Raw genomic sequence first — 25,263 nt, forward strand, 5'->3', positions numbered from 1 at the left:
GTTTTTCGCGCGTCAGATATGCTTGCCAATTTCCATTCCGCAGGATTTTCTGAGGACCCAGGTTTTTCGCGCGTCAGATATGCTTGCCAATTTCCATTCCGCAGGATTTTCTGAGGTGGTTTCTTGTTGCGGGGGTCCTCTGGACCATACACCGGGGGTCCCTACAGTTCCGGCATACCCCTCCACAAACAATTCTATATAGAGTAGCTTCGCTACAAGTATTGAGTAGGGCAGCGTTGCTGCCCTACTGGCCCCGCGCGCGGGCCTACCATGCCCGGACCAGGGCGGACCATGGTGAACGCGGGTGACGCGCGCAACACGGGGAGGGGGAGGCCATCGCCCCAATGTTTCACGTGAAACAACGGTGACGTGGGCAGACCCGGAGACCGTGGGCATGGTCGAGCGCGCCCATGTTTCACGTGAAACACCCGATCACGGCGGGTCGGGTGACACTTTCGCACGCGGGCAAACGTCGAAAACGGGACTTGATCGTTAAACCAAGCACCGAGACATAGACCCACCCAACCAGCATATGAACGCTTTCGGGTGAGCGTCCAAGAGAAAGGTCAACACCCCTGCCCTAAATGATGGGGGAGTGCGCGGGGCCGGCCCACGGAAATGCGAAGGGCTCGTAAATAGTATGTAGCCAAAGCAAAAGGGGAAGGCCGAAGCCTTCCCCTCTGGTGTTTCACGTGAAACAGGGTCTAGTCGTCATGTTCCGGAGAATAGACCGGATCGGGCTCAAACTCGGGATACAGGGCCTTGATATCCTCAGGGCTCGCCACCTCTGTGCACCTGAATTCCCTCCGACGCACGGCGAGGCGGTGCGCTTCGAACCTCTTGCCCCGCAAGGCGCGCTTGCGTGCGTCGGGCTTTCCACGGCTGTTCCGGATCGTGCGGCCCATGGCTCAACCCTCCTCGCGCGCAAATGGGCCATCATACAGAACCTCAAGCGGCCCGCCCTCGCCCTTCCAGGGTGTCCGCAAGACGCGCACAAAGTCGCGCCCGTCTTCCGACACATAGGGCTCTACGCGAACCGCGCCCGACCAAGACGCCAGGGTAACGTGGGCGCTCGACCCTTGCACGCGGCGCGTGACGTCCTGCGAATTGCTCTTCCCGCCGTTCATGGTCATATAGAAACGCGACATGATAAAAACTCCTCTGGTGTTGTGTTAGACGCTGCGCGGGGCAATCCGCGAGACCATTTCCGACAGGGCACCGCGTCGTTCGGTGAAACCATAGTGCCCAATGACGCAAATCCGGCCGCGCTTAAACACGCGTTCCGCCGCGTCCGGGTCGGCCTTCGGGCAAGGCTTCGGGGAAAGGCAGTACGTCACAAAATCTGGACGCGGCCCCATGCGCTCGACGGTCACGAATTCATCGCCCCGCTCGGGATCGGAGACATAACCGCAAACTTCATACGCAAACGGAAGGTCCAGTTTCAAGGTGAGCATGGCTTTAGCTCCTCGGGGTTCGGTCGGACCTGAATGGCCCCGACCTTCAAAAATGATCCTATACCGTCTTTCCCGGGCTCGCAAGCCCATCTTTCACCATCTGGGCATAGCGCGCGCCGACGGTCGCCAGTTCGGCCCAAACGCGAGTGTCGCGGCGCACGGCGCGTGATCTCCCATTGACGTCCCGCCCTTCCGCGTCCAAAAGGCCCCCCTCCGCGTCAAACCATGCGGAATATCGCATCACGGTTCCATGCGGGTTAATTCGGTGAAGAACGAAGCCCTTCCGCCCTTCGTCGAACAAGTGCAAGGTAGGCATAGCACTAACTCCCTGGGGTCCGGTGGGGCCGAATGGCCCCACCCATGTTTCACGTGAAACGATCACTCGCCAAGCGCGTCCTCGTACGCTTCACGGCTGGTTTCGAAGGGGCCGATAGGCTCCCCGTCGGGCAGGCAACCGGGGAATTCGGCTTGCCAGTACCACCCTTCGGGCATCACGTCTTCGGTGCCAGGGAAGAGGAACAACGCGCCTTCCGTATGCCAGAAGACCCTGAACGACCCATAAAACTGGTGTTGCTCGTCACCCCGGAAATTGTGATACCCGTTCATGTCGTTCGCCGTCGGTTCCGGAAATTCCCCGGCATCCATAGCCGATTGAAACTCAGAGGCCAGTTCATGGGCGAACCACTCGACCGCGAACCAAACGAGACTGCCCGCCGTAATGTCTTCCATGTTGCTCAACGCACCCTCGCCCGTGGCGTCGCGATACTCGCGGAGGGACTGTTCGATCGCATCCCACCAGGGGTCAATCTTGGCGCGGATATCGCTGTTATAGATAAGACCGGAAGGCGCGGCGCCATCGGCGCACGAACACGTCTCAAGGATCAACGCGGCGTCCCGTGCCGTCTCGGGTTCGCTATCCCGGACCCACTCGGCCAAGACTGCCACGATCGGGTTTTCGCTGCCCTCTTTCTGGGAAAACCAAGTCTGAAACCGCATGGCACTAACTCCTCGGGGTTCGGTCGGACCTGAATGGCCCCGACCTTCAAAAATGATCCTATACCCGGTTTTTCGGGATTGCAATCCCCAAAATTCGCGTTCATGCTGATTTCAGGCTTACCTGGGCGCGTGACATTTTGGACATAGGCACCGTTGCCAAGATGTCACCGCGTCCACCAAGAGCGAAAGGACGTCACCCGAACGCCCCGCGAACAGGAAGGGCGCACAATGCAAGCGGCTGTCTCCCGTGCGGAGACCGGCCCGGCATTGTGCGCCCTTTTTCGTTCTGGGGCCGCGCGGGAAAAATAGGGCAGGACCTCTGCCCTATCTCAGGCGGACCCCTAGATGCTTTCGCTGATATCGCCATGCTCGATTTTTCGGGCCTACCACATGTCCTCGATAGCGTCTCTGGCCTCCCTCTCCGCCTCAACCTCACGGATGGCCCGTTCGTCCCCCTCGGTCGTCAGGTGCTGTTCCTGCACGGGCTTTCCGAACCTGTTGATCCCTTCCTTGATGACGAACTTGCGCTTGACGTAGTTGTTCATGCGCGGGGGCTCGCGGTCACCACCAGCATCCCCCAAGGGGTGATCCTCCTCCACGTCCTTGCCGGCCTTCGCCAGCATCTTCTCCGCCAGGAACAACTCGGCCAGGGCCTTCGACCCGGTGGCCATGGCTGTGATGTCGCTCATGGGCCGGAGCCCCATGGTCGCCTCCACCATGACCCGCTCCAGCCCCCGCCTTATGGACCGCACCGATCGGAACCGGAACCGACTGGCCTCCTCTATCCGATGATCCTCGCCCACGGAACTCAGATCGCGCGCCCGATCATGCTTGCTTGCAGCTTTCAAACTCCCGGCCATGTGTGCCTCCCTTCATGTATGCACTAACACACCAACACCATACCACTGGGCAACTCTACGGGGAACCCCCATTTCTGCCGGTACACCCCCCTCCCCCCTAAAGGGGAGAGGGGGTGTACACCGTGCAGAAACGCTAACAATATCAATGGCCCAAGGCCCATGAACCCGAAAAACACATGATACATCAAGGACTTAGCACTGTGGGCAGACTGTGGGCAATGTGGGCAGTGCCTGCCCACAGTGGCAAAAAGTCCAATGATTTCAATGTGTGGGCAGATTGTGGGCAGAGGTGTGGGCAGAGGTGTGGGCAGTGGGTCCGCTAGGTGCCCACACGGGCAAAAAGTCCAATGATTTCAACGTGTGGGCAGATTGTGGGCAGATTGTGGGCAGTGTGGGCACTCCCCGGTCCATTAGGACATTCTCATGTTCCTCACTACATGGAAGTCCTACATACTCAAATTACAAGGATTTTCAGCCCCCGATCCTATAGAGGACAGTTGTCATTCAAGGGTTTTCGGCGGCGATCGGACGGCGCCCTCCCGCTCCCTCAAGGGAACACGCGGGATCACTCCGGTTGCTGTTGCCGCCGGGGGCGGCGTCACGGGCTTGGAGAACAGGGCAGCACGGCGCCGCTGACCCGGGCGTTCCATGGGCTTCATCTCCGCGTAGGGCCGCAGCACGTCCCGCCACGCCGTGTCCCGGAGGAATTCCAGGATCGGGCTGTGGTTCTCCCCCAGGGTCTCCGACACCATCTTGGCGAGGGAGTACGGGGTCATGGTTGCTTCTGGATCACGCTCGAATTTCTGCTCCAGCACGCCGATGGCCGCCTGCCCCCAGCGCTCTTGCCGGTCGCTCATCTTGCGGGTGGCCTCCCGGGCCACAGTGGCCTCGTGGGCGGCGGCCAGGGTGTCCAGGTCCTTCTGGGGCGCGGGGGCGCCCTCGGCCCTCTGGGGCCTCTGGAGGACGAGAGACGGGCCGGCCTTGACGGTCTGAAGGACCATCGGGATTTCCCATTCGTCGACGTCTTTCATCTTGGTGTTCTTGAGGATGCACTTCTGGTCTCCGTCCTTCCGCGCGAGGAACATGGCGTCCATGGCGCCGGGGAAGACGGTGGAGCCGCGCATGTCTTCCTTGCCTTTGGGGGAGTGGTGGACAAGCACGACGGTGCACTCCAGGAGGGACTGCAACTGGTGGAGCCGGGACATGAACAGCGTGGCGTCGGCTGTCGAGTTCTCGTCCAGGCCGGCCATGCATCCCGCCAAGGTGTCGAGAATGACGAGCGTGGGCTTGATCGCGTGCAGTTCTTCTGCGAACTGGCGCAGGGCGGTATCGTCGGAGAACGCGGGCAAGTCCCGGATCGGATAGAACGTGTCCCGCAGGTCCGCCAGCGGGGTGTCGGTGTGCTGGCGCCATGCCTGGAGACGCCGCCGGAGGCCCAGGCGGCCCTCGGACGTCGCGTAGACCACGCGGCCCTGTGTCGTGTCGTGACCGTGCCAGGGCGTTCCGGTGGCGACGGACAGGGCCATGCCGAGCACGGCGAAGGTCTTGTAGGACCCGGGCTGTCCGTAGATCATCGCCGTGGACTGGGCCGGCAGGGTGCGAGAAATGAGCATCGGGGGCTCCTCCTCGCTCTCCAGGGCGTCCAGGGAGATGGGCTTGAACCGGGACGACGGGTCCAGTCCGGAGCGCTGGGCAAGGCGGGCCATCTCGTCCAGGGCCTCAGTGTCCAGGGCCTTCTCTCCGGCGGCGCGGCGAGCGTACCTGTGGACGTTGTCCGCGATCCTCTGGAGTTCGTCCGGGTGCCACGGGGGCTCGCAGGCGTCATTCCAGCCGGACAGGTCCAGCGCGTCGACGATCTCGTGCGGGGACAGGCCCATGTCCCGGAGGACAGCCGACGTGCGGAACGTGAAGTCATTCCCGCCCTGCCCCTCCCGCGCGATCCGGCCCTTCTCCACTTCCTGCCGAAGGTAGGTGAGCGCCTTCTTGAACGATGACAGGGTGTCCCATTCGACCTTCGCCTCTTCATCCCGGGTCCGCTCGGTCGGTGCCCCGATACGATCGGCCAGCCATTTGGGGAGATGTTCGATCGGGGCGTCCTGTGCAGCGGCATAGACCCCGGCGGACTGCCCCTCGCGAGCGTCCAGGCGGGAGCCCGGGGCCAGCACATAGCCCCCATCCGAGCGCACGTCCACGCCGGGAACCATGGCGGCCCGGTTGCGGGTCTTGCCCCGAAAGTAGACGTGCTGGCCTCCGGATGGTGTCGAGACCGTGAACGACGTCGGGGTCAGTTCCCCGGCCTCAAGCTGGAGCGCAAAGAACTCGTCCGGGCCGTCATGCCCCCGCTTGGTGTCCAGGTCGATCACCGTCAACGGGGGGTCGGCCGCGCCAACGGCCAACCCCACGTTCGCGTCCGGAGTGAGGCACCACAGGTCCTTGATGGCCTCCGGGTCAGTCGTGGCGTCGTGGACACCATGCGACCCCTGACATGGCACCTTGCTCCCGGCTTGCAGAGGGAACACAGGGACGCCACGTTCTGCCCATGACAGGGCAACGTCAAGTAGGTTCATCCGTTCCCCCTCTATCGGGAGTTTTCCCGCTTCTCTCGCTCCGCCGCCAGGGTCGCCGCGACCTTGACCGGGTCCGCGCGGACCACTTCACCCACCACCGTGGCCTGCTGCCGGGGCCGGCCCGTGCGGGTCTTGGGTCCCTCTTGGCGCTCGGTCATCTCCGCCGCGAACTTCTCGATCGTGGCATAGGTCCAGAGCTTTCGGGGGATGGCGAACCCCTCCTGAAAGCAATCGGGGGAGGGGAACTTGCCGAAGCGACCCCAACGGACGATCGTGTGGGGGGAAACCCCCAGGAAGCGCGCCGCGCTGAACTTGTCGTGGTAGCCATCCGGGGGATTTATGGGATTTTGTGGGCAGTACATTCGGGCCTCCGATTTTTCGTTGACAGGGTATGCGTATGTACGCTACATAGATCGGGTCACAACGTCAAGGACCTTGGAGGCCCACCATGCAAACCACCGCTCCCGCCATGGCGTACTGGCGCCCGGCGGACACCACTCCCGGCTCGATCCGACGCGCACTGGTGCCGGCGAGCGTCTTCCCGGCCCCCTTGATCGTCGCCATTGCGATCCTGTTCCTGGTGGCATGGATCGGCGGAGAGACGGACGTCTTGGCGCCGGACTGGACCGGGTGCGCCCGGATCGAATGCGACGGTGGGTGGTCATGAGCCGGCCCCTCACCGTGCGCTTCGACCCCGCCCTTGTCAAGATCAGGGTGGCCGCCAGTATCCAGCGGGCGATCCGCCAAGGATGGGCCGTTTTCTTTGAATACCCAAGAGGAGCAGAACGTGAAGGCGAAGTACGTCAAGTATTGGAAACAACTGGAGCCGGGCGGCGAGGTGCGGGTGCCAATGAAAGACGAGACACAGGTCCTTCGCGCTCGGTCCTCCCTCAACGCCTACATTAAGGACCACGGGTGGACTGTCCGCACACGACAGTCCGTCGACGTCGGTGGTCTTGTTCTGTTGGTTCACCGTTACACGTAGGAGACCACAATGAGCCGAACCAATATCGCCATCACCCCAGAGCAACTACGGGCGCTTGAGGCCCGTATCACCGCCAGCATGAAGCAGGATGGGCTGGACCGCGCCTCGCGGCGCCGGGTCATTATGCGAGCGAGAAAGGACAGTGATGTTGCCGTATCGCGGCCTGTGAAGGTCAACGCGCCTGCCCCATCTCCTCGACCGCGCGGGATCGTGATGCCCGCAGCGGTGCGCGCGGCGGTCCAGGACCCTCGGCGCCCGACAGGCCCCCGGGACGTGGTCAAGGTCAACGGCACGACCGTGGACTTCCGCTATACGGACGGATCGGTCGAGCGTGTGACCCGGCGCAAGGACGGCACCCTCCGCCGCAAGGTGTCCGGCCGCTGTGCATTTGTCTGATCGGTTGCCCTGGGCGCTGATCCGGCGTAGACTTCTATCGTTCTAAACCATACAGGAGGATGCCATGACGATTTTCGGTAATGATGACCGTGTCTATGTCGACAACGGGCTTGACAACGCGCCTTACGTCTACATCAAGGCGCACTACGAATACGCCACCCTCACCGGGAGCGGTGCCCTTATCGACGGGGACAGCGTATTGACGGCGGGCCACGTAATTGACGATGAGCCGAGCCTCGGGGACCTTCTGTCGGTCGAAGTCCTTCCAGGATACTCCGGATACGACGAAACGCCCCGCTGGGGGTCCTATACTGTAGGCACCGAGGACGTGCATACGCACTATACCGCGAGTACGCCGTACTACGGTATTGATGATTTCGGCATCATCAACTTGGGGGTCAACTTGCGCGGCATGATCGACCCGCTTAATTTGGCCATCTCGGCCGACAGTTATGACCAGAACGACGTTTTCACGTCCAAAGGCTATCCCGGGGATCGCGGCTTCAAGTTGATGGAGACGGAGGGGACCGCCGATCTTGTGCTCGGCTGGCGCCTCGGCTTCTACGACGATTTGGACGCGATGAACGGGCAGTCGGGAAGCCCGGTCGAGATTAACGGCGATGTCGTGGGGATTTTCGTGAGCCACTCGCCCACGGATAATACCGCGCACCGCATTACCACCAACACTTACAATACGTTGATGTCGTGGTCTGCCGGGGAGCAGTCCGCGTCCAATCCTAGCGATAGTGGAGGCGTGTGGGGAGACTATTACTACGCGATCTATGAGGACGTGCGTGACGCCGGCGTCGACCCGGCCATGCATTACGACACCTGGGGCTGGCGAGAAGCTCGCGATCCTAACCCCTGGTTTAATACCAGCGTGTACCTCGCGCATAACGCGGACGTCGCTGCGGCCGATATCAACCCGTGGGAGCATTTCCTGACCTACGGCCAGTATGAAGGCCGCAGCGGGCTTCCCTGGTGGGATGCCGCTGAGTACGACGCGGTCTTGGGGTAAGCTAACCCGGCGCCCCGGCCTCGGCTGGGGCGCCGCCCACCCGGAGGACCCCATGCGAACAATCCGCGCGCTCGCCCTTCCGCCAGAATGGGAACCGGACTTTGACGCCCTCCCCATCTGGCGGGACCCCGACACCGGGTGTTGGATTTGGGGCGGGTGGAACGATGGAAAGGGATATGGGAAACTTTCCATCGCAGGAACGACGTGGTACGCTCATCGGGCCATGTACGCCCGGTTCCGGGGGCCGATACCCCTGGGCCATGTCCTGGACCACGTCGTGTGCAAGAACCCTCGGTGCGTGAACCCCTGGCACCTTGAACCGGTGACCGTCCGGGTGAATACCCACAGAGGACGCGCCGTTCTCTACACGAAAGGAACGAGACCATGAACCATGAGATCGTCAGAAACTCCGACGGGGTGAAAATCTTCACTGAGCAGATCATGCAGAACCTCATCGCCGTTACACCCGGTGACGAACGCGCCGCCATGCTCCGGATCGCGAACAACTTGCGCGGCCTTTACATGATGGGCGGGGAGATCAAGGACGTCCGGGACGCCATTATTCGGTGCATCTATCCGGAAAAAGGGGACCCCTTGGCGGGTCCGTGCGACGCTCGCCCGCAAACGCTGGCGCGGCACGCGGCCAACAAGAAGGCCATGTTCGCCGCCATGTACGGGACGGGGCGGGACCGGTCGGTGGACGCGCGGGCGGAAGCCTACGCCAAGGCCACCTCGGTCCCGCCGACGGCTGTGGTGTTCGCCACGGGCGAGGAGATCGCCGCCGCGCTCGACCGGGTCCGCCCGAGCGCGGTAGCGCCCTATCTCTACCTGGGGGAGAACCTGGACGGGCAACCCCGGGTCCTCCTGTGGACCCCGTCGCACAACGCCCGCCCCGTGGTTGCTCTGCCGCCGACCCTCATGGATGCCTGCCGCGCGGAAGAGATGGATGAACCCGGGTATCTGCACCGGGCGTTCCCCTTCCTGTCCAACTGGATCAAGACTGAAACGGAGGCCGAGTAAATGGTGAGCGTCATCGCATTCTGTGCGGTTGCCGGCATCCTGCACCGCAATCGAAATGGGAAGAACGACGTGCTTCTGCACGTCTCCTGTTTCGGGTTCAACCACGATCAATTGGTCGACATGGCTCGCATGAAGCTGTTCGAGACAACCGTGGAGTTCCTGCACAAGGTCAACGGCGCGGAGTGTTTGCGGGCGGAGCCGTCGGAGTTCGACCCGCCGCTGTCACCCTCGAACGCCCTTGAGCGCGCGGAGCAACTCATGACCAAGTTCGGGCTCAAGGGGGAGCACCACCGCGCGTTCGAGCATGTCCAGCGGGTCAACATCCTTGCCCCGTGGGAAGACGACGGCGCGCCGCTCGACACCGCGTAAGGGAGGAAACCATGGCTGTGATCTATCAAGTCTTCGACGCGGTCGATCCCCCCGCAACGGACAGCTACTGGCCCACCGAGCAGGCCGCCCTGCTGGCCGCTGGCAGTATGGTGGACCCCCGGATCGCCAAGCACCAAGTCGGGCCGAACAAGCACGACCTGATCCGGGCGCTTCGGCTTATTCCCCGGCGGACAGAGTGACCGTTTGGGGCCTTACCTCAACCAACATAGGAGAAGAGCATCATGAACAACGGAAAGTCAAATCGTGTGACAGGCCCCCGCATGAACGCCGTCGTGGATTTGGAAGACCACATTCGCACGAACCTTCGCGTGGCGGAGCTTGAGGCGCGCTGTTCGGCGCTGGAGAACCACATTGCGAACCAGAACATCCGGGAGCTTCAGGAGAAGCTGAAGGAAGTTCGGGAGGAGAACGAACGGCGCGAGAACCCACAGCCGCAGGACGTCCCTCGCGGCGAGGCGGACCCGGACGACATGGACCCGGATGACGCGGACGGCCCCGTGTACGGCTGATCCTTTCGGCGTTGGGACGGGGAGGGGCACCCCTCCCCCTTCTCAGGGGGATGGACATATGGCGAAGAAGAAACCGAAGTCGTTCGAATGTCCGGAAGGGGTTGACCCTAAACTGTGGAAGCGGGCGCTTGCTGCCGCGAAGGAAGGGGACGCCATTCTCGATGAACTTCGATTGACACAGGACTACCCCCGCGTCGTCCTGAAAATCACCGGGAAAGAAGAATGAGGCTAGATTTCAACCCAAAAACAGAGACATTCGTCCTATTCGTTTCTGCGGATGACGCGGCAGGGATCAAGCTGGCGGGAGACGTTGGCCTCGGGAAATCACTTCCGGCCTGCACGGCCAGTCGTCTGGTGTACGCGACGAAAGTCCCCTACGCGGCGCTCCCCTTCTGGCAGTGGGCCACGGACGCGGCGCGGGACGAGTTGTTCTTTCTCCGGATGGCCTATGACGCGTCGTGGGCACAGGAGGGGACGCGGCAATTCCCGGTCCCGACCGACCTGGAGTATTTCCCGTTCCAGTCCTGCGGGATCGACTACGCCCTGGGCCGACAGCACACCATCATCGGGGATCAGCCCGGCCTGGGGAAGACCATTCAGGCGATCGGGGTCGCCAACGAGCTTCGCATGAAGCGCATCCTGGTGCTCTGCCCTGCGAGCGTCCGCATTCAGTGGTACAAGAAGGTCATGGAGTGGTCGACCCTGCGACGGCGCCGAACGGTCCCGCTGGCCTACGCGATCCTGCGGGGGCGCGACGGCGTGCCGCCGGACGCCAACTGGACCATCCTCTCTTACGACTTGTGCCGGACGGACACGATCCACGAGCAACTGAGGGCCATGGGCCATTTCGACATGCTCGTTCTGGACGAAGGGCACTATCTGAAATCCCCGGAGACACAGCGGACGCGGTCGGTGTTCGGCGGCGGGGAGGACGACCCGTTCCACGGCGGGCTCGCGGCGCACGCGGAGAAGGTGGTGGCGCTGACCGGGACCCCGCTCCCGAACCGGCCCCGGGAGTGCTACACCCTGGTGCGCGGAATGAACTGGGACGCGATCGACAGGACAAGCCTTGACCGGTTCCAGCACCGGTATAACCCGTCCATGCGCATTCCGGACGGCGGGGGCCTGATTGAGAAAGTCGGGCGCCTCCCTGAACTCCAGGCCCGGCTCCGCTGCAACCTCATGGTTCGGCGCCGGAAGAAGGACGTGCTCCACCAGCTTCCCGACGTGACCTATGAAGTCATCCGCGTCGACGAAACCAAGAAGATCAAAGAGGTGACGAAGGCCGAGAACATGCTCGGCCTGGACAAGAACGCCGTCGCGGCCGGCGGGCGCATGGACTTCGACGGGGAGGTGTCGACCGTCCGCCGGCTCATGGGCGAGGCCATCGCGCCCTTCGCGGCGGAGCAGGCCGAAATGCTCCTCGGTGGTGGTCTGGAGAAGCTGTTGATCTTCGCGTGGCACCGATCGGTGATCGGCTTCCTGCGGGAAAAACTGGAGCACTGGGGGGTCGTCACGATCGACGGGTCCCTGTCCAGCGCGGGGAAACACACCCGCGTGCAGCGGTTTCGCGAGGAACCGGACGTCCAGGTGTGTATCGGACAGATCATCTCGTCCGGGACCGGAGTAGATGGCCTTCAGGACGTATGCGCCCACGCGCTTTTTGCGGAGCACGATTGGGTGCACGGAAACAACGAGCAGGCGGTTGACCGCCTCTGGCGCATCGGGCAGAATGCGGGCGTTTTGGCCCAGTTTCTTGTTGCGCCGAAATCCATATCGGAGTACATACTAAGTTCGGCGATTGAGAAGGCCGGAAACACGGACGCCGCACTCGACAAACGATAGGAGACACGCTATGAGCGAACTATTCGGTATGCACATGGACAGCTATCCGGCAATGGGGCGGATGGACGAGCCCCGAGACTGGTACGTCGCGGCGGATGCCCCCGTTGCTGCGACCAAGATTTTCGATTGCAATCTGGACACCATGCGGGCCTCGCCCCCGAAGGACCCACTGAAGAAGTCCCACAAGGCGGCGCTCATCGCCGTGTCCGAGCAGAACCCCGACATCCCGCTCACGATCATCACCGCGCGCGGCGGCATCCGCACTCCCATCATCGTGGACGAGCTTTGGCTTCTGGAGGACGCCGACGGGGTGTCGGTCCCCCTCCAGGGGGAGAACGTCCCCAGCTATGTCGCGGAAGCCATGGCCGACGCGGCGCCGGCCCCCGAGAAGGCCGAGACCGCGCCCGAAGCCGAAGGCGAGAAGCCCAAGCGTGGCGGGCGCCAGCGCCTTTCCGAGGAGGAGAAGGCTCGCCGGGCGGCCGAGAAGGAAGCCCAGAAGGCGGAGAAGGCCAAGGCCCGCGAGGAAGAGAAGGCCCGCAAGGCTGCCGAGAAGGAAGCCGAGAAGGCGGAGCAGGAGGCCCGGGCGGCCGAGACCGAGACCGAGACGGCGCACGAGCGCAAGGTGGACCGGGCCATCGGGGGCAACTCCGGCCCGATCCTCATGTCCTACCTGGGGCGGATTGAAGCCCTCAACGAGGAGGTCAAGGAAGTCCAGCAACAGGTCAAAGAGGTGTACGCGGAGGCCAAAGGGGGCGGATGGGACCCGAAGACGATCCGCAAGCTCGTGGCGCTGCGCAAACAGGACGCCGACGCCCAACGGGAAGAACTCGATATGTTCGCCCTGTATCTGAAGGCCATCGGCATCGAGTGGTGACCCGCCCGCCCCGACATCATTCCAGGGAGAACAGACCATGAGCGAGAGCTACCAGACCAACATCACCGCGCGCTTCACGCGGCGCCGCAACCCGGCCCAATACGAGCACGCGGACGCGGAGATCATCATCAACGGGGGCGTCAAGGATGGGGAGACCGAAGAGCAGGCCGCGCGCCGCCTCATGTCGGTCGCCAAGGGCACCGTCTTGGAGGCCCTGACCGGCCGGGCGCCCACGGCATCCACGGCACCGCCTGCCGAGGAGAAGACCACTCCCGAGGCGCCGGCCGAAGACCCCCGGGCGCTCGCCATGAGCAAGCGCGGCCTGGGCACGGTTGCGGAGTGCGCGGACGCCCTGAAGCAATGCGGGGGTGATCCGAAACGGGCGGCCGAGTTTCTTCGACAGTCCGGAGGCGATGGCGGCTCGGCTGCTGACGTGGGAGCCAATACCATGGCTCCTGAGCAGGGCGGGAACACCGTGGCCACGGCTCCCGAACCTGAACAGGAAGTGATCCCGCCGGAGCGGCCAGACATCCCCGGGCGCGCCCCGGGCGGCGGGACCGTCGTGGACGCGGAGGCCAGCGGCGAGGTGACCGAGCCCCGAGACGGGACGACGATCACCGGTGAGGAGCTTCGCCAGATCGCGTCCCAGGTTGCGGCGGGGCTGGGGCAGGCCGCCGGCCCGCTCTTCGTCAACAAGGTGATGAAGGATGAGTTCGGTGTCACCCGAATGGGGGCCATCCCGGAAGACAAACGCCCGGCGTTCGTCCGTGCACTGAAATCTGGCCCCAAGTCCTGACATGGGTGGGGGCCTCGGCCCCCACACCTTGAGCGGAGAACCCCATGAATACTTCAGGTTCGCACAACATCCACTCTCATATCGGAGCGTCGGCCTCCGAGCGCTTTCTGGAGTGCCCCGGGAGCGTGCAGTTGGCGGCGCACTGCGAAAACGAGAGCAAGGACTACACGCGCCTGGGAACTGCCGCTCATGACGTGGCGGCGTGGTGCTTGGAAACCGGGTCCGATCCCATGTTCTTCCCGGGTGGGAAGGTCCTCCATGCGGGCGAGGAGTTCCCGGTCGACGAGGACATGGCGGCGGCCGTCGGGGAGTACATGGACTACGTGCTCTCCAGGATGGAGCTATACCACGACCTGGAGGGCGAGTTCCCGACCCTCTTCGTGGAGCAGGGGTTCGATCTGGACCACGTATGGGCCGGCATGTACGGCACGTCGGACTGTGTGCTGTGGTTCCCGAAATGGGGGCTCCTGGAGGTGATCGACTACAAGCACGGGGAGGGCATACCGGTGCAGGTCGTCCAGAACCCTCAGCTTCAGTACTACGCCTGCGGGGCTATTCACCGCCTGGGGGCCGCCACCGCGAGCAGCGAAGTCGAGCAGGTCAAGCTGACGATCTGTCAGCCCCGTTGCGCCCACCCGTCCGGGTACACCCGAAGCTGGGATACGACCGTCGAAGACCTTATGGAATTCCTGACGAACGTCCTGGTGCCGGGCATCAAGGAAGCGCTCACCCCGGGCGCTCCGCTGAAAGATGGCCCCCATTGCCGCTTCTGCCCCGCGCGGCTCGTGTGCCCGATGCTGACCGAGAGGTTCGAGACCTTCAAGCACGCGGCCGACATGGACGCGGACCCCACGGTTGTGTCGGACCTGCAACTCGGGGAGATGTACGAGGCCACTGAGACCGTCAGGATTTTCATGAAGGCGGTCGAAGGGGAGACGTACAAGCGTTTGACCCGGGGGCTGGATATTCCGGGGGCCAAGCTCGTGAACCAGAAGGCTCAACGAGCGTGGAAGGAAGGCGCCGTAGGCGCCGCCAAGGCGGCCGGGCTGGAGTGCTATCAGGCGCCAGCGTTCAACAGTCCTGCCCAGATGGAGAAGGTCCCCGGCGGGCGGGAGTTTGCGAGGAAGTGGGCGTACAAGCCCGAAGCGGGCTTGACTGTTGCGCGCGCCCATGATATCCGTGACAAGGTGTCCGCGCGCCGTGCGGTGGAGGTTTTCGCCAACGTCCCAGCAAGCGACACTTGACAAACCCTTACGACACTTTACGACACTTTACGAAAAGGAGACGACCCATGGCTGCTGATCTCGACACTTTCCTCGTCATCGGTGAAGTCCGCTTTGCTCACCCGCATTTCTTCGAGCCCCGCCCAGTCGTGATTGACGGCAAGGCGAGCGGAGACCCCAACTATGAAGTCCAGGCCATGTTCGCGAAGGACAATCCGGAAGCCATGGCTTCCCTGGACGGGTGCAAGAAGACCGCGATCGCGGTGGCGGCCGCCCGGTGGCCCGGGCGCAACGTCATTGAAGAGGCCAAGGGCGGGGAGTTCATGTTCCCGTTCAAGGACGGCGATCGCGAGGCCGATCGCTTCGATCGGCGGAACCCGCAGAAGGCCGGGCAGCGCGACTACATGCGGGGCAACATCATTCTGGCGTGCCGTTCCAAGTTCGCCCCGGAAGTTGTCGGCCCGGACAAGAAGCCGATCATGAACGAGCGTGACATCTACGGCGGGTGTTACGGCTACATCCAGGTGAACGTCAAGGCGTACAACGGCGTCGGCCAGAACCCGGACGGCGTCAAGTGCTACCTGCAAATGGTGCTGAAGTCCCGCAACGGTGACAAGCTGGGCAACGCCCGCTCTGCCGCCGACGTGTTCGGCGGGATCAAGGACGCGGACTTGGGCGAGGATGCGACGGCGGGCATGGACATGTCCACCGACATCCCGTTCTAAGCCCCACCAGTCCTCACGCCGGAAGTTCGGGGGTTCGGCCGGCGTGAGACGGGGGTGGTTTGGCGCCCGCTATGTGTGAAGCCCGGCGCCACTCCACCCCCGAGCCCCCGACGATAGGAGGACACCATGCGATACATCGTTGCCAAGAACCGCAGAACCGTGGAGAACTTCGTCCGCTCACAGGGGTTGGACGCGGGGGAGTTCGTCTATGTCTCTGGCCCCGCGAAGCTCGTGGGCGCAAACGGGCGCACGTCCCGGATCGACATCCTAAGCGACGCCCCCATGCGGGAAGACTACGCGGCGATCTTGGCTGAGGCCCGCCGACGCGGTTTCGACATCTAGGAGAGCAACATCATGACCCCCGAAATGAAGAACGCCACGGTGCACTGGCGTTGCCCTCACTGTGGCGCCGGACAGGTGACCACGGTCGAGAGCGCCATCTACAAACACTCATCCCGGAAGTGCGGTAACTGCGGCGGGTGGTCCTCGATAGGCGTGTGGGACGTCCTCCGAGCGCTTATGGAAATGGAAGACGACCGGTACGCGGCAGGGGCGTAGAGGCAATGGCCCCGAACTCCCCACGGATCATCGGTTTGGACTTCGAGACCCGAAGCGCGTGCGACCTGAAGAAGCACGGCGCCCGGGTGTACGCGGAGCATCCTTCGACGCGCATCCTGTGCGTGGCCTACAGCTTCGACCGTGGCGAGCCCAACGTGTGGTTCGGCGACGCGGCGCCGGAGTTCGGGTTCGAGCAATCTGACCCCCCGGAGCTACTTCTGGAATACATCGCGCAGGGTGTCCCGGTCGAAATCTTCAACGCGGACTTCGAGCCCTCCATATGGGAATGCATCTGCGTCCCGCGCTTCGGATGGCCCCCTGTGCAGATCAAGCAATGGCGGGACGTCCAGGCGTACGCGCTGCACAAGGCGCTTCCGGCGCGCCTGGAGAAGGTCGCACAGATCGTGCAGGCCCCGCACCAGAAGGACGACGAAGGCCACCGGGTCATGCTGAAGATCAGCAAGCCGGCGCCCCGGCGCAAGGGAGACGCCCCCGACTTGGTGCGGTGGAACAATGATCCGGACCTGTTCATCAAGACCACGGATTACTGCCGGCAGGACGTCCGAACTGAGGATTGCCTGGGGGACGCGCTCGGCCCTCTGCCGGCGCCGGAACAGGCCCTGTTCGAACTGGACCGGACGATCAACACCCGTGGCGTCCAGATCGACACGGACACCGTGCGCGGTGCCGGTATGGTCCTGGAGACCGTCCGGGGGCGGATCATGGACGAGTTCAGGGGCTTGACCAGTTTGGAAATCACACAAGTCCAGGCGCTGAAGGAATATCTTGAGGATTTCGGCGTGTTCACAGAAAGCCTCGACAAGGATTTCTTGACCGCCACGATCCCGAACTTGGAACCGGGCTCCGAAGTCCGGCGCATTCTGGAGCTTCGGCGGCGCTTCGCGAAAGCGTCCGGGGCCAAGGTGGCGTCCATGGACCGTTGGACCTGCCGCGACGGGCGGATCAGGAACGTGGCCCAGTATCACGGGGCCACCACCGGCCGCTGGGCCGGCCGAGGCCCGCAGTTCCAGAACCTGCCCCGGCCGTTCGGGGAGGACCTGTTCGGCGTGGAGTATGAGGACTACACCGAAGCGGACTTCGACGTCCTGTGCGCGACGCTGGCGCGGGGCCGCGCGGCTGAGGTGGAGGCCATGTACGGGGACCCCTTGGTGGCCGTCTCGAACGCGCTCCGCTCCATGATCGTGGCGGCCCCCGGTCACGTGTTCATCGGCGGGGACTATTCGGGCATCGAAATGTGCGTCACGGCAGCGGTTGCCGGCGAGGAATGGAAGCTGGAGGCCATCCGTAAGTCCCACCGTGGGGAAGGTCAGGACATGTACTGTGTCGCGGCGGAGGCCGTGTTCGGGTATCCAGTCCTGGGGAAGAAGACGCACCCGAAAGAGCGTCAGGTCGGTAAGGTCTGCGAGTTGGCGTTCGGGTACCAGGGCGCCGTGGGCGCCTGGAGGAACTTCGACAAGACGGACCACCACACGGACGACGACGTGCAGGTGTACAAGACGGCGTGGCGCGGGAAGCACAAGGGGCTCGCGGGTGACCCGGAGACCGGAGACATTGGCCTCTGGAAAGGGCTCGAACTCGCCGCGATCGAGTGCGTGTCGACCGGTCAGGTTGTGGACTACAACTGTGTCCAGTTTGAGATGAAGGGGCCTTGGTTGACCTGCCGTCTGCCGTCCGGCCGCCGGCTGTGGTACTGGGGGCCAAAGCTCCGGTGGTACCCGGCCCCCTGGGACCCCGAGCAACAGATCATGCAGCTTTCCGTTGAACAGTGGCGGGACGGCCGCTGGCAGCGGGTCAAGATGTACGGCGGGCGGTGGACAGAGAACATCGTGCAAGCGATCTCCCGGGACCTTCTGGCGCGTGCAATGTTCTTGCTCGAACGCGCAGGATATCCTATCGTGTTGACAGTGCATGATGAAGCCCTGTCCGAAATACGGGGCGTACCTGCGGACGCTCTGACCGTATTCCGGCAATGTATGGAGGACATAGCACCATGGGCGCGTGCATTGAATATCCCGATCCTGGTGGAACCCTGGACCGGCCGCCGGTTCAAAAAGTGATGATACCGGCCTCGCCGCTGGACGGGGCTATCCTCGCGCTTGATCTTGCGGAGAACGCCGGGTGGGCGCTGTGGGTGCCCGCCGATCACCCCATGATCTTCGCGCACGGGACCGAGCACTTCGCGGGTCACTCGTTCGCGCGGCGCTTTTCGAAGTGTCACAGCTTCGTCTCGGGGATGGTGGCCCGGCACAAGATTTGCACGGTCCTGATCGAGAAACCGTTCCACCGAGGGGAGGCGGCTACCCGCGCCGGGTGGGGGTTCGCGGGGGTTGCCGAGGCCGCCGCGAGTGCGGCGGGGGCCGCCCGGTCCCTCTTGATCAACGTCCAAACCCCGAAGCGGGTGCTGACGGGGCGCGGCCACGCCTCGAAAGAGGAGATGATCGCCACGATCACCGCGCTCGGCTTTACCCCCGGGACCGACCACGAGGCCGACGCCATCGGCCTGCTGCTCGCCTACATGGAGGACCCCACATGCGCAAAAGCGACTTCAGGAGCCATCAAACGCTCACCCCGGAAAGGGCGCGCGAAGAAGTAGAGACGCACGGCTCCATCCGGGCCGCTGCCCGCGCCTGGGGGTGCCCGTATGACACCATGCGAAAGCGCTTCCACGCGGCGGACCTGGAGCCCGAGGTGGAGCCCGAACTTCCGTTCGATCCCCCGGTCCTGGATGGCCGCGTGAAGGCCATCGCCACCCGGGAGGCCCCGCTGCCGGCGCCGGGGGAGGTGCGGCGCTATATCTTGACCTGTGCGCAGAACAACACCCTGGTCCATGAGGCGCTGTGGAAGAACCTCAGGGAGATGGCCCGCGTGTACGACGCCGCGATCATGGTGAGCCGGTTCACCTACGACGTGTCGTCCTACGGGAAGGGATCGGTGAAGCCCGGCAAAGAGAAGGCATCGGACGAACTCTGGTATGACCCTGCGGTGGCGCCGTTCGTCGCGGACGAGCGTGTGCAGCTTGCCCCGGGGCTGGTGTGGTGTGGGGAGATGAACATCCTGCCCACGGCTGTCCGGCCTCTGTCCGGGCTGGAGAGCTACACCGGGCGCCAGTCGGCCATCGTCCCCCACGCGAAGCTCGCCATGGACAGCGTCGCCAGCGGCAAGCACGAGGCCACGAAATTCAACTACACGACGGGAACCGCAACCCTGCGGAACTACATCGCGAAGAAGGCCGGCCTCAAGGCGGAGTTCCATCACTCCTACGGCGCGCTCCTGGTGGAGGTGGACAGCGAAGGTTCATGGTGGGTCCGCCAGCTTTGTGCGGACAGCGACGGCACGATCCACGACCTGGACGTCCGGGTCCAAGACGGCCGCCTGACGACCGGGCACAGCGTGGAGGCCGTCACCTGGGGAGACGTCCACACCGCGCTCCTGGACCACGTCGCGGCCGAACTCGCCTGGGGGCCGGGTGGGCTCGCGCAAGCCCTGTCCCCCAAGTTCCAGTTCTTCCATGATCTGGTGGACTTCCGGGCGCGGAACCACCACGACAGCAAGAACCCCCACGCCCGTTTCCAGCGGTACGTGGAGGCCGCCGACGTTGTGCAGGACGAGATCAAGCGCGCGGCCTCAGTGCTCAACATGGCGCGGGAGGCGGTCCTGTCGACGGGCGGCAAGCTCGTGGTCGTGGACAGCAACCACGACAACGCCCTGGAGCGGTGGTTGCGGGAGGCGGACTATCGTCTCGACCCGCCGAACGCCATCTTCTTCTTGGAGGCTCAGCTTGCGCGCTACCGGGCCATCCTGCACAGGTGGCACCGCTTCCACGTGCTCGAATGGGCCATGCAAGAACCCCTCCGGGTGATGACGGGTAGCTCCCGGCCGGATTGGCTCCGGTTCCTCCGACAGGACGAGAGCTTTGTGATATGCCACGACCTGAACGGGGGGATCGAATGCGGGATGCACGGGCACCTTGGGCCGAATGGCCTCCGGGGCGCTCCGACCGCGTTCGCTCGGATGGGGCGGAAGTCCAACACCGGCCACACGCACGCGGCGGGGATCGTTGATGGGTGCTGGACCGCCGGCCTGTTGGGGAAGCTGGACATGGACTATAACCGTGGGCCGTCAAACTGGTCCCACAGTCATATCGTGACGCATAGCAATGGAAAGCGTCAGATCGTGACCTTCTGGAAAGGGAAGTACCGGGCATGAGTTCAATTCTTCTTGTCGGGCTTATGACGTTTATCAACGTTGCCGCCCGCGCATTTCAACAACTGAACGTCATGCACAGCAAGTACGCATGGCTCTTTCCGGCGTCTCTTGCGATGGCCGTCTGTGAGGTGGTGAAGCTGGGGGTCATCGTCATTGAGGTGTCGGCAGAGAACTGGTGGACACTCGCGGGAGTTATCTGTATCATGGGCGCGGCAGGCGCTGCCGGCTCTTCGGTATCCATGGTGATCCACCAGAAGCTCCGGGGGCACCCGGCCATTGACAACTCACTATCGAAAGGATGAACCCATGACCGAGGATGAATTCCGGAACGGTACCACCGACACCCAAGACGTGGACAAGGTGCTGGACCAACTGTTCGCCCTGGTGCGGAAGGAACTGGACGGAGCCCTAGAGACGTACGGGAATTCCGGGGGAGGACACCCCGGGTTCGCTTCTGCGCACGAAGGCTATGCCGTCATCGCGGAAGAGCTTGACGAACTGTGGGACCTTGTGAAGGGCCATGGGACCGGCTATTCCAAGGACGCCCTGAAGGAAGCGATGCAAGTGGCGGCCATGGGCGTTCGGTATATGTTGATGGTGTACTTCATGAACACCGCGCCGCCGCGATGAAGTGTTGCTTTTGCGGTGGCAAGCGACCGCTTGACGGGGTGTGCCCGTCTTGCGGTCGTACCGGCCAGCTTGGGACCCGGGACGACAAGTCCTGGACCGAGTGCCCCGTATGCGGCGCCGAGAACTTCGGCCCCGGATACTGTGTCCAATGTGAAGTGGAGAAAACACGCCATGGCTGCTCATGACATTCAAGTCGTTGCCCGCCGCGATGAGGTGGTCCCTTGCTGTTACGGGAATTTCGAGGATGGATACCTCGCTGCTGCGGCAGACTGCGACCGATGCGAATTCATAAACGCCTGCCGTCAAGCTTCGACCCCTCCGCCGTGCCATGGCCCCCAGGAGAAGGCGAGCAGTGCCACGATCCTGGGGTGCAAGAAGTGCAAGTTTCAGCGCGGCTGCAACACTCCCCTGAACCGCCCCGACGGCAAGGACACGAACCCCAAGGACGCCGTGGGGGCCAAGAAGGCCCCGCTCTCCTGTGTGCCGGCCCCGGTGCTCATGGAGGTTGGCCTCGCGATGTTGGAGGGGGCGCGGAAGTATGGCCGCCACAACTACCGTGTCGCGGCCGTCCGCTCGTCCGTCTACTACGACGCGCTCATGCGCCACATCATGGCGTGGTGGGAGGGCCAGGATGTGGACCCCGACAGCGGGCTCCCACACCTCACCAAAGCCATGGCCTGTTTGGTCGTCTTGCGTGACGCGGAGCGCTGTGGTAAGATGGTGGACGATCGCCCGCCAAGTGTACACGGTGACGAGTGGGTGCAACGGCTTAATGTCTTGGCGGCGGGCATTATCGACCGTGTACCGGACCCCAAGGCCGCTTTCACAAGGGAGGACCCGAATGGCCGTGTATCCTGACGCATTCCTCGCTGCTATGGACGCCATGTTCCCGCACGAAGGCGGGTTCGTGGACCACCCGGAGGACCCCGGCGGCGCCACGAACCTGGGCATCACGATCGGCACGCTCAAAGAAGCCGTGGCCCGAGGGATCGTACCGGGGCCGGCGACCAAGTCCCGGCTCCAGCGCCTGACCAAACGGGAGGCCACGAAAATCTACTACGTCATGTATTGGCGGGCAGTCAAAGCGGACAGCCTTCCGGCTGGCGTGGACTATATGGTCTTCGACTGTCAGGTCAATCAGGGGCGCGGCGGCTTGTTTTTGCAGAAGGCAATCAACGAGTGGTTCAGCCCCAAGATCGAAGAGGACGGCGTGATCGGGCAAGAGACGCTGTACGCGTTGAACGTCCTGATCACGAAGGGACGTGTGACGGAAGCGGACTTCGTGCGGGACGTCGCCATGCATCGTCTTATGCACTATTCCGTGCTCAAGCTCACGTTCCGCCGTGGGTGGTTCCGCCGGGCACTCGACGTGTTCCGGACGGCAACCATCCAAGCAACCATGGACCTACTCTGGTAAGAAGGGAGACCGACAATGGATGGATTTGACTTTGGCGAACTGCTGGACATGCTGATCCCCGCCCTGGTGGGCGTTGCCGGCATTGCGATCGGCCACCTGTGGGGTCGCCTGAAGGAAATCGTGAAGCAGACCGACGCCCAGTGGGACGACGAACTGGTCCGCGCGGTGGAGGACGGCATCGGCATGGGCCGCGACGAAGCGAAGGCCAAGATCAAGGAGGTTGCCGCCACCAAGGGCGCGGTGACCGCCGAAGACGTCGACGCCGTGGTCTAGCCCATGGCCGGGTTCTTCACCGGCCTGCTCAGGATGGTGTTCCAGGGCCTCCTATCGGGGGTCCTGGACTACCTCAAGCAACGCCGCACCGAGCAGACCCTGGTAGATCAGGGCGCTCTTGAGCAATCGAACCGCCAGCACCAGGAGGCCGCCAATGCGAAACGCCGTGCCGCTTCTGTTCCTGGGCTTTCTCGGGGCCAGCTTGCTGTCCGCCTGCGAACTGGCAAGTTCTAGCTACATCGCACCGGCCGTGGTCGTGGCGCCCGAGTTGGAAGCGTACAGCCCTGAGTTCCAGGGCCGCATGGCGGACGAACTCGACACCATGGCCGAGGCGTGCGACCCCCTCGACCCGAACCCGACGTGTTCGGCCGTCGCTCGGGCTATCCTAGACTATGGGGAATTGAGAGCGCGGGTTCGGGCGATGGAAGGGGGCCACTAGGCCCCCTTTTTCTACACGAACAACCGCATGATCTTGTCGAACGTCGCGGTGAACACCGCCGTGACCACGGCCGCGAGAACCGCCATGACCCCGGCGGCCCATGCTTGGGCGCGCTCCAGGCCACGAATGCGGTTAGCATGATCGTTGAGCCGAACCCGCTCGACTTCAGTCTGGACCGTGACGCTCTCGCGAAGCGCATCCAGGGTTCCCTCCATCCGACCCAAGCAACGCATGATTTCTTCAGTGCTGCAATACTGGTGTTCGCTCACTCTGGCCTCCTGTTTACTCGATGATTTCCATGGCGAACCATGTGTACTCAGTATCGTTGACGTTCAGATTTCCACCGCTGTCCTGGTACGTGGTGAATTCGAACGCGGTTCCCGCCGTCACGGTTAGGACAGCGGTGGAAATCATGAACTCACTCTCCCCCGCCGGGTGACGGTGGCGCGAGCACCCATAAACCCCTCCGCCAGTGGGCGCAATCTCTGCGAAACGGGTGGCCCCTCCTGCGCTATACGCGAAGTGAATGCAGCCGATCAGGCGGACCCTAGTCACTCCAGAGGGAACGACCAGAGTGTTGTTTCCATTGTTGAAAATGCTATCCGTGTCATATACGGCCACTTCCCAAGTGAGGCGCGTGCCCGTGGCGTTTGGTACACTCTGGGCCGCGTTCTTTCGGACGAGCGCCCCCCGGAACGCCGCGCCGGTCACGCCGTCCACGTAGGTCTTGGTCGCGAGATCACTCCCCACGACAGGCCCCGCCGCGTTCGTCACACGCGCGCCCCCAGCGTTCAGCGTGGCCGTCACGAACCCGCCCGTAATGGATACGCTGTTGGACGCTTGCGTGGCCATAGACCCCAGGCCCAGGTTCGATCGGGCGCCGCTGGCGTCGGATGCGCCCGTGCCACCATGGATGATGGCCAGATCGGCGCCGAACCAGTCAGAACTGTTGATCGTGGACTTCGTCGCCATGGTTCCCAGGCCCAGGGCCGTCCGGGCGCCACCCGCGCTCGTTGCCCCTGTACCCCCGTTGGTGACCGCCAGGGCCGCGCCCGTCCAATCGGAGTTGTTGATCGTGGACTTCGTCGCGAGCGCCCCGAGGCCCAAGTTCGATCGGGCGCCGCTGGCGTCAGACGCCCCCGTGCCGCCGTGAAGAATGGACAAATCGGTACCAGACCAATCGGAATTGTTGATCGTGTCCTTATCAGCCAAGTCCCCCAGGCCGAGGGACGTCTTGAGCCCGCCCAGGCTGGACGCGCCCGTGCCGCCGTCCGCGATGGGCAGTGGGCTCACGAGATTGTACAGGTCCACACCAGCGATCGTCCCCCCTGCGATCGTCACGTCCAGCGCACTCTGGAGCGCCATGGTTCCCAGGCCGAGGGCAGCTTGCGCACCAGCGGGCGTGTCCGCCCCCGTGCCGCCGTTGGCAATCGACAGGACCGTGCCGGACCAATCGGCGTCGTTGATCGTGTCCTTCTCAGCCAAGTCCCCCAGGCCCAGATAGGTGCGCGCGCTCGTGGCGTCCGTCAGGGCCAGGAGGTCAACAGCCCAGGGGTTCGTCGCCGCCGCGCCGACGTCCGCCAGGGTGACGTTCTCAAGGCCATCCTCTGCCGCATTCCACCGCATGATCTTGCCGTCCTCCGGGGGCGGCAGGGACAGAGGGCCGTCGGCGAACGTCGGGGGGAGTTGGAGCACGGCGCCGAACTTGCCCAGGGCCTCCTGGACCAGACACACGAGCCGATCCAGGTTCTCCTCCACGGCGTTCGCCGGCAGGGCGTCGTTCGTTTGATAGTCCGTCCCCTGTGTCCGGGAGGTTTGCCGCTCGATCACGAGCGTCGTCCCCGCCGGCGGGGGTACGACCATGGAGACGGTCCCCTCATTCCCGTCGCCCCCGGACACCGAATAGTGGGTCGAGAGGACCTGAAGAGTGGCCACCCCGGCGGCGGAGTATAGCGTCACGACAAGCTCGTCCGCGTCGAAGAACTGGAACGACGTGGAGAAATCGGTTGTAACGCCATTTCCGGATTTACGGTCGATGTATGAAGTCGAGGAGATAGTCAT

The 25,263-nt window shown here is 63.6% G+C and carries 33 protein-coding genes; 24 read left to right on the forward strand and 9 right to left on the reverse strand.

Going from position 1 to position 25,263, the window contains the following annotated elements; genetic code table 11:
- Positions 1–704 precede the first annotated feature (704 nt).
- The 7 genes from Q0309_RS18100 to Q0309_RS18130 all read right to left on the reverse strand — a co-directional run bounded on the left by Q0309_RS18100 (position 705) and on the right by Q0309_RS18130 (position 6,239).
- Complete coding sequence (locus tag Q0309_RS18100; protein ID WP_299444621.1) at positions 705–905, reverse strand: hypothetical protein; 201 nt, start codon at positions 903–905, stop codon at positions 705–707.
- Positions 906–908: 3 nt separating this feature from the next.
- Positions 909–1,148 (reverse strand): hypothetical protein, encoded by a 240-nt coding sequence (locus tag Q0309_RS18105; protein WP_299444623.1) that lies wholly within the window; start codon positions 1,146–1,148, stop codon positions 909–911.
- Positions 1,149–1,172: 24 nt separating this feature from the next.
- The gene (locus Q0309_RS18110; RefSeq protein WP_299444625.1) at positions 1,173–1,454 is read right to left on the reverse strand and encodes a hypothetical protein; all 282 of its coding nucleotides are present in this window, start codon (positions 1,452–1,454) and stop codon (positions 1,173–1,175) included.
- A gap of 378 nt (positions 1,455–1,832) precedes the next feature.
- The gene (locus tag Q0309_RS18115; protein WP_299444627.1) at positions 1,833–2,450 is read right to left on the reverse strand and encodes a hypothetical protein; all 618 of its coding nucleotides are present in this window, start codon (positions 2,448–2,450) and stop codon (positions 1,833–1,835) included.
- A gap of 383 nt (positions 2,451–2,833) precedes the next feature.
- A complete protein-coding gene (locus tag Q0309_RS18120) occupies positions 2,834–3,139 on the reverse strand; it encodes a hypothetical protein (protein WP_299444629.1) in 306 nt (101 codons plus the stop codon).
- 671 nt (positions 3,140–3,810) lie between these two features.
- Positions 3,811–5,877, reverse strand: coding sequence for an AAA family ATPase (locus Q0309_RS18125; protein WP_299444630.1), 2,067 nt, complete (start codon positions 5,875–5,877; stop codon positions 3,811–3,813).
- Positions 5,878–5,888: 11 nt separating this feature from the next.
- A complete protein-coding gene (locus Q0309_RS18130; protein WP_299444632.1) occupies positions 5,889–6,239 on the reverse strand; it encodes a hypothetical protein in 351 nt (116 codons plus the stop codon).
- Between the two features lie 86 nt (positions 6,240–6,325).
- Here Q0309_RS18130 and Q0309_RS18135 point away from each other — a divergent pair, with 86 nt between their 5' ends.
- The 24 genes from Q0309_RS18135 (at position 6,326) to Q0309_RS18250 (ending at position 23,202) form a co-directional block, all read left to right on the forward strand.
- A complete protein-coding gene (locus Q0309_RS18135) occupies positions 6,326–6,544 on the forward strand; it encodes a hypothetical protein (protein WP_299444634.1) in 219 nt (72 codons plus the stop codon).
- A 327-nt stretch (positions 6,545–6,871) separates the two neighbouring features.
- Positions 6,872–7,258, forward strand: coding sequence for a hypothetical protein (locus tag Q0309_RS18140; RefSeq protein WP_299444636.1), 387 nt, complete (start codon positions 6,872–6,874; stop codon positions 7,256–7,258).
- 64 nt (positions 7,259–7,322) lie between these two features.
- Entirely contained in the window at positions 7,323–8,276 is a 954-nt protein-coding gene (locus Q0309_RS18145; RefSeq protein ID WP_299444638.1) for a hypothetical protein, read from the forward strand.
- Between the two features lie 52 nt (positions 8,277–8,328).
- Positions 8,329–8,664: an HNH endonuclease signature motif containing protein gene (locus tag Q0309_RS18150; protein WP_299444640.1), complete on the forward strand. Its 336-nt coding sequence runs from the start codon at positions 8,329–8,331 to the stop codon at positions 8,662–8,664.
- Entirely contained in the window at positions 8,661–9,296 is a 636-nt protein-coding gene (locus Q0309_RS18155) for a hypothetical protein (protein ID WP_299444641.1), read from the forward strand. The genes Q0309_RS18150 and Q0309_RS18155 overlap by 4 nt, the downstream gene beginning before the upstream one ends.
- Positions 9,297–9,665: a hypothetical protein gene (locus Q0309_RS18160; protein WP_299444642.1), complete on the forward strand. Its 369-nt coding sequence runs from the start codon at positions 9,297–9,299 to the stop codon at positions 9,663–9,665.
- A gap of 11 nt (positions 9,666–9,676) precedes the next feature.
- A complete protein-coding gene (locus Q0309_RS18165) occupies positions 9,677–9,865 on the forward strand; it encodes a hypothetical protein (RefSeq protein WP_299444643.1) in 189 nt (62 codons plus the stop codon).
- 81 nt (positions 9,866–9,946) lie between these two features.
- Positions 9,947–10,195 (forward strand): hypothetical protein, encoded by a 249-nt coding sequence (locus Q0309_RS18170; protein WP_299444644.1) that lies wholly within the window; start codon positions 9,947–9,949, stop codon positions 10,193–10,195.
- Between the two features lie 58 nt (positions 10,196–10,253).
- Positions 10,254–10,421, forward strand: coding sequence for a hypothetical protein (locus Q0309_RS18175; RefSeq protein ID WP_299444645.1), 168 nt, complete (start codon positions 10,254–10,256; stop codon positions 10,419–10,421).
- Positions 10,422–10,549: 128 nt separating this feature from the next.
- Positions 10,550–12,040 (forward strand): DEAD/DEAH box helicase, encoded by a 1,491-nt coding sequence (locus Q0309_RS18180; protein ID WP_299444646.1) that lies wholly within the window; start codon positions 10,550–10,552, stop codon positions 12,038–12,040.
- 10 nt (positions 12,041–12,050) lie between these two features.
- On the forward strand, positions 12,051–12,914 hold the full coding sequence (locus tag Q0309_RS18185) for a GapR family DNA-binding domain-containing protein (RefSeq protein ID WP_299444648.1): 864 nt from the start codon (positions 12,051–12,053) through the stop codon (positions 12,912–12,914).
- A 37-nt stretch (positions 12,915–12,951) separates the two neighbouring features.
- A complete protein-coding gene (locus Q0309_RS18190; protein ID WP_299444650.1) occupies positions 12,952–13,710 on the forward strand; it encodes a hypothetical protein in 759 nt (252 codons plus the stop codon).
- 44 nt (positions 13,711–13,754) lie between these two features.
- Entirely contained in the window at positions 13,755–14,954 is a 1,200-nt protein-coding gene (locus Q0309_RS18195) for a DUF2800 domain-containing protein (protein ID WP_299444652.1), read from the forward strand.
- Positions 14,955–15,001: 47 nt separating this feature from the next.
- A complete protein-coding gene (locus tag Q0309_RS18200) occupies positions 15,002–15,658 on the forward strand; it encodes an ssDNA-binding protein (protein WP_299444654.1) in 657 nt (218 codons plus the stop codon).
- Positions 15,659–15,784: 126 nt separating this feature from the next.
- Positions 15,785–16,000: a hypothetical protein gene (locus Q0309_RS18205; RefSeq protein ID WP_299444656.1), complete on the forward strand. Its 216-nt coding sequence runs from the start codon at positions 15,785–15,787 to the stop codon at positions 15,998–16,000.
- A gap of 251 nt (positions 16,001–16,251) precedes the next feature.
- Complete coding sequence (locus Q0309_RS18210) at positions 16,252–18,294, forward strand: DNA polymerase (protein WP_299444658.1); 2,043 nt, start codon at positions 16,252–16,254, stop codon at positions 18,292–18,294.
- Positions 18,295–18,386: 92 nt separating this feature from the next.
- Positions 18,387–18,830, forward strand: coding sequence for a hypothetical protein (locus Q0309_RS18215; protein WP_299444660.1), 444 nt, complete (start codon positions 18,387–18,389; stop codon positions 18,828–18,830).
- Complete coding sequence (locus tag Q0309_RS18220) at positions 18,767–20,443, forward strand: hypothetical protein (protein WP_299444662.1); 1,677 nt, start codon at positions 18,767–18,769, stop codon at positions 20,441–20,443. Before Q0309_RS18215 ends, Q0309_RS18220 begins: the two co-directional genes overlap by 64 nt.
- Positions 20,440–20,745, forward strand: a complete 306-nt coding sequence (locus tag Q0309_RS18225; protein ID WP_299444664.1) for a hypothetical protein — start codon at positions 20,440–20,442, stop codon at positions 20,743–20,745. Before Q0309_RS18220 ends, Q0309_RS18225 begins: the two co-directional genes overlap by 4 nt.
- Before the next feature lie 4 nt (positions 20,746–20,749).
- Positions 20,750–21,073 (forward strand): hypothetical protein, encoded by a 324-nt coding sequence (locus tag Q0309_RS18230; RefSeq protein WP_299444666.1) that lies wholly within the window; start codon positions 20,750–20,752, stop codon positions 21,071–21,073.
- Between the two features lie 171 nt (positions 21,074–21,244).
- Positions 21,245–21,931 (forward strand): dATP/dGTP diphosphohydrolase domain-containing protein, encoded by a 687-nt coding sequence (locus Q0309_RS18235; protein WP_299444668.1) that lies wholly within the window; start codon positions 21,245–21,247, stop codon positions 21,929–21,931.
- The gene (locus tag Q0309_RS18240) at positions 21,915–22,490 is read left to right on the forward strand and encodes a glycosyl hydrolase 108 family protein (protein WP_299444670.1); all 576 of its coding nucleotides are present in this window, start codon (positions 21,915–21,917) and stop codon (positions 22,488–22,490) included. The genes Q0309_RS18235 and Q0309_RS18240 overlap by 17 nt, the downstream gene beginning before the upstream one ends.
- A 15-nt stretch (positions 22,491–22,505) precedes the next feature.
- Complete coding sequence (locus Q0309_RS18245; protein ID WP_299444672.1) at positions 22,506–22,763, forward strand: hypothetical protein; 258 nt, start codon at positions 22,506–22,508, stop codon at positions 22,761–22,763.
- A 154-nt stretch (positions 22,764–22,917) separates the two neighbouring features.
- Complete coding sequence (locus tag Q0309_RS18250; protein ID WP_299444674.1) at positions 22,918–23,202, forward strand: hypothetical protein; 285 nt, start codon at positions 22,918–22,920, stop codon at positions 23,200–23,202.
- 11 nt (positions 23,203–23,213) lie between these two features.
- On the opposite strand, the gene Q0309_RS18255 is transcribed toward Q0309_RS18250, so the two are convergent.
- A complete protein-coding gene (locus tag Q0309_RS18255; protein ID WP_299444676.1) occupies positions 23,214–23,471 on the reverse strand; it encodes a hypothetical protein in 258 nt (85 codons plus the stop codon).
- A 13-nt stretch (positions 23,472–23,484) separates the two neighbouring features.
- Positions 23,485–25,263, reverse strand: a complete 1,779-nt coding sequence (locus Q0309_RS18260) for a hypothetical protein (protein WP_299444678.1) — start codon at positions 25,261–25,263, stop codon at positions 23,485–23,487.

The organism is uncultured Rhodospira sp., assembly GCF_937138205.1.
GTDB lineage: Bacteria > Pseudomonadota > Alphaproteobacteria > Rhodospirillales > Rhodospirillaceae > Rhodospira.

What these genes read in the sequence shown, in the direction of transcription:
- Q0309_RS18230 (WP_299444666.1), top strand. Translation starts at nt 20,750, where the DNA reads ATGACCGAGGATGAATTCCGGAACGGTACCACCGACACCCAAGACGTG.
- Q0309_RS18250 (WP_299444674.1), top strand. Translation starts at nt 22,918, where the DNA reads ATGCGAAACGCCGTGCCGCTTCTGTTCCTGGGCTTTCTCGGGGCCAGC.
- Q0309_RS18240 (WP_299444670.1), top strand. Translation starts at nt 21,915, where the DNA reads ATGGCCGTGTATCCTGACGCATTCCTCGCTGCTATGGACGCCATGTTC.
- Q0309_RS18110 (WP_299444625.1), bottom strand. Translation starts at nt 1,454, where the DNA reads ATGCTCACCTTGAAACTGGACCTTCCGTTTGCGTATGAAGTTTGCGGT.
- Q0309_RS18185 (WP_299444648.1), top strand. Translation starts at nt 12,051, where the DNA reads ATGAGCGAACTATTCGGTATGCACATGGACAGCTATCCGGCAATGGGG.
- Q0309_RS18100 (WP_299444621.1), bottom strand. Translation starts at nt 905, where the DNA reads ATGGGCCGCACGATCCGGAACAGCCGTGGAAAGCCCGACGCACGCAAG.
- Q0309_RS18120 (WP_299444629.1), bottom strand. Translation starts at nt 3,139, where the DNA reads ATGAGCGACATCACAGCCATGGCCACCGGGTCGAAGGCCCTGGCCGAG.
- Q0309_RS18150 (WP_299444640.1), top strand. Translation starts at nt 8,329, where the DNA reads ATGCGAACAATCCGCGCGCTCGCCCTTCCGCCAGAATGGGAACCGGAC.
- Q0309_RS18205 (WP_299444656.1), top strand. Translation starts at nt 15,785, where the DNA reads ATGCGATACATCGTTGCCAAGAACCGCAGAACCGTGGAGAACTTCGTC.
- Q0309_RS18220 (WP_299444662.1), top strand. Translation starts at nt 18,767, where the DNA reads ATGCGCAAAAGCGACTTCAGGAGCCATCAAACGCTCACCCCGGAAAGG.
- Q0309_RS18245 (WP_299444672.1), top strand. Translation starts at nt 22,506, where the DNA reads ATGGATGGATTTGACTTTGGCGAACTGCTGGACATGCTGATCCCCGCC.
- Q0309_RS18170 (WP_299444644.1), top strand. Translation starts at nt 9,947, where the DNA reads ATGAACGCCGTCGTGGATTTGGAAGACCACATTCGCACGAACCTTCGC.
- Q0309_RS18130 (WP_299444632.1), bottom strand. Translation starts at nt 6,239, where the DNA reads ATGTACTGCCCACAAAATCCCATAAATCCCCCGGATGGCTACCACGAC.
- Q0309_RS18225 (WP_299444664.1), top strand. Translation starts at nt 20,440, where the DNA reads ATGAGTTCAATTCTTCTTGTCGGGCTTATGACGTTTATCAACGTTGCC.
- Q0309_RS18165 (WP_299444643.1), top strand. Translation starts at nt 9,677, where the DNA reads ATGGCTGTGATCTATCAAGTCTTCGACGCGGTCGATCCCCCCGCAACG.
- Q0309_RS18175 (WP_299444645.1), top strand. Translation starts at nt 10,254, where the DNA reads ATGGCGAAGAAGAAACCGAAGTCGTTCGAATGTCCGGAAGGGGTTGAC.
- Q0309_RS18260 (WP_299444678.1), bottom strand. Translation starts at nt 25,263, where the DNA reads ATGACTATCTCCTCGACTTCATACATCGACCGTAAATCCGGAAATGGC.
- Q0309_RS18155 (WP_299444641.1), top strand. Translation starts at nt 8,661, where the DNA reads ATGAACCATGAGATCGTCAGAAACTCCGACGGGGTGAAAATCTTCACT.
- Q0309_RS18235 (WP_299444668.1), top strand. Translation starts at nt 21,245, where the DNA reads ATGGCTGCTCATGACATTCAAGTCGTTGCCCGCCGCGATGAGGTGGTC.
- Q0309_RS18115 (WP_299444627.1), bottom strand. Translation starts at nt 2,450, where the DNA reads ATGCGGTTTCAGACTTGGTTTTCCCAGAAAGAGGGCAGCGAAAACCCG.
- Q0309_RS18105 (WP_299444623.1), bottom strand. Translation starts at nt 1,148, where the DNA reads ATGTCGCGTTTCTATATGACCATGAACGGCGGGAAGAGCAATTCGCAG.
- Q0309_RS18200 (WP_299444654.1), top strand. Translation starts at nt 15,002, where the DNA reads ATGGCTGCTGATCTCGACACTTTCCTCGTCATCGGTGAAGTCCGCTTT.
- Q0309_RS18215 (WP_299444660.1), top strand. Translation starts at nt 18,387, where the DNA reads ATGATCTTCGCGCACGGGACCGAGCACTTCGCGGGTCACTCGTTCGCG.
- Q0309_RS18145 (WP_299444638.1), top strand. Translation starts at nt 7,323, where the DNA reads ATGACGATTTTCGGTAATGATGACCGTGTCTATGTCGACAACGGGCTT.
- Q0309_RS18135 (WP_299444634.1), top strand. Translation starts at nt 6,326, where the DNA reads ATGCAAACCACCGCTCCCGCCATGGCGTACTGGCGCCCGGCGGACACC.
- Q0309_RS18140 (WP_299444636.1), top strand. Translation starts at nt 6,872, where the DNA reads ATGAGCCGAACCAATATCGCCATCACCCCAGAGCAACTACGGGCGCTT.
- Q0309_RS18190 (WP_299444650.1), top strand. Translation starts at nt 12,952, where the DNA reads ATGAGCGAGAGCTACCAGACCAACATCACCGCGCGCTTCACGCGGCGC.
- Q0309_RS18125 (WP_299444630.1), bottom strand. Translation starts at nt 5,877, where the DNA reads ATGAACCTACTTGACGTTGCCCTGTCATGGGCAGAACGTGGCGTCCCT.
- Q0309_RS18195 (WP_299444652.1), top strand. Translation starts at nt 13,755, where the DNA reads ATGAATACTTCAGGTTCGCACAACATCCACTCTCATATCGGAGCGTCG.
- Q0309_RS18160 (WP_299444642.1), top strand. Translation starts at nt 9,297, where the DNA reads ATGGTGAGCGTCATCGCATTCTGTGCGGTTGCCGGCATCCTGCACCGC.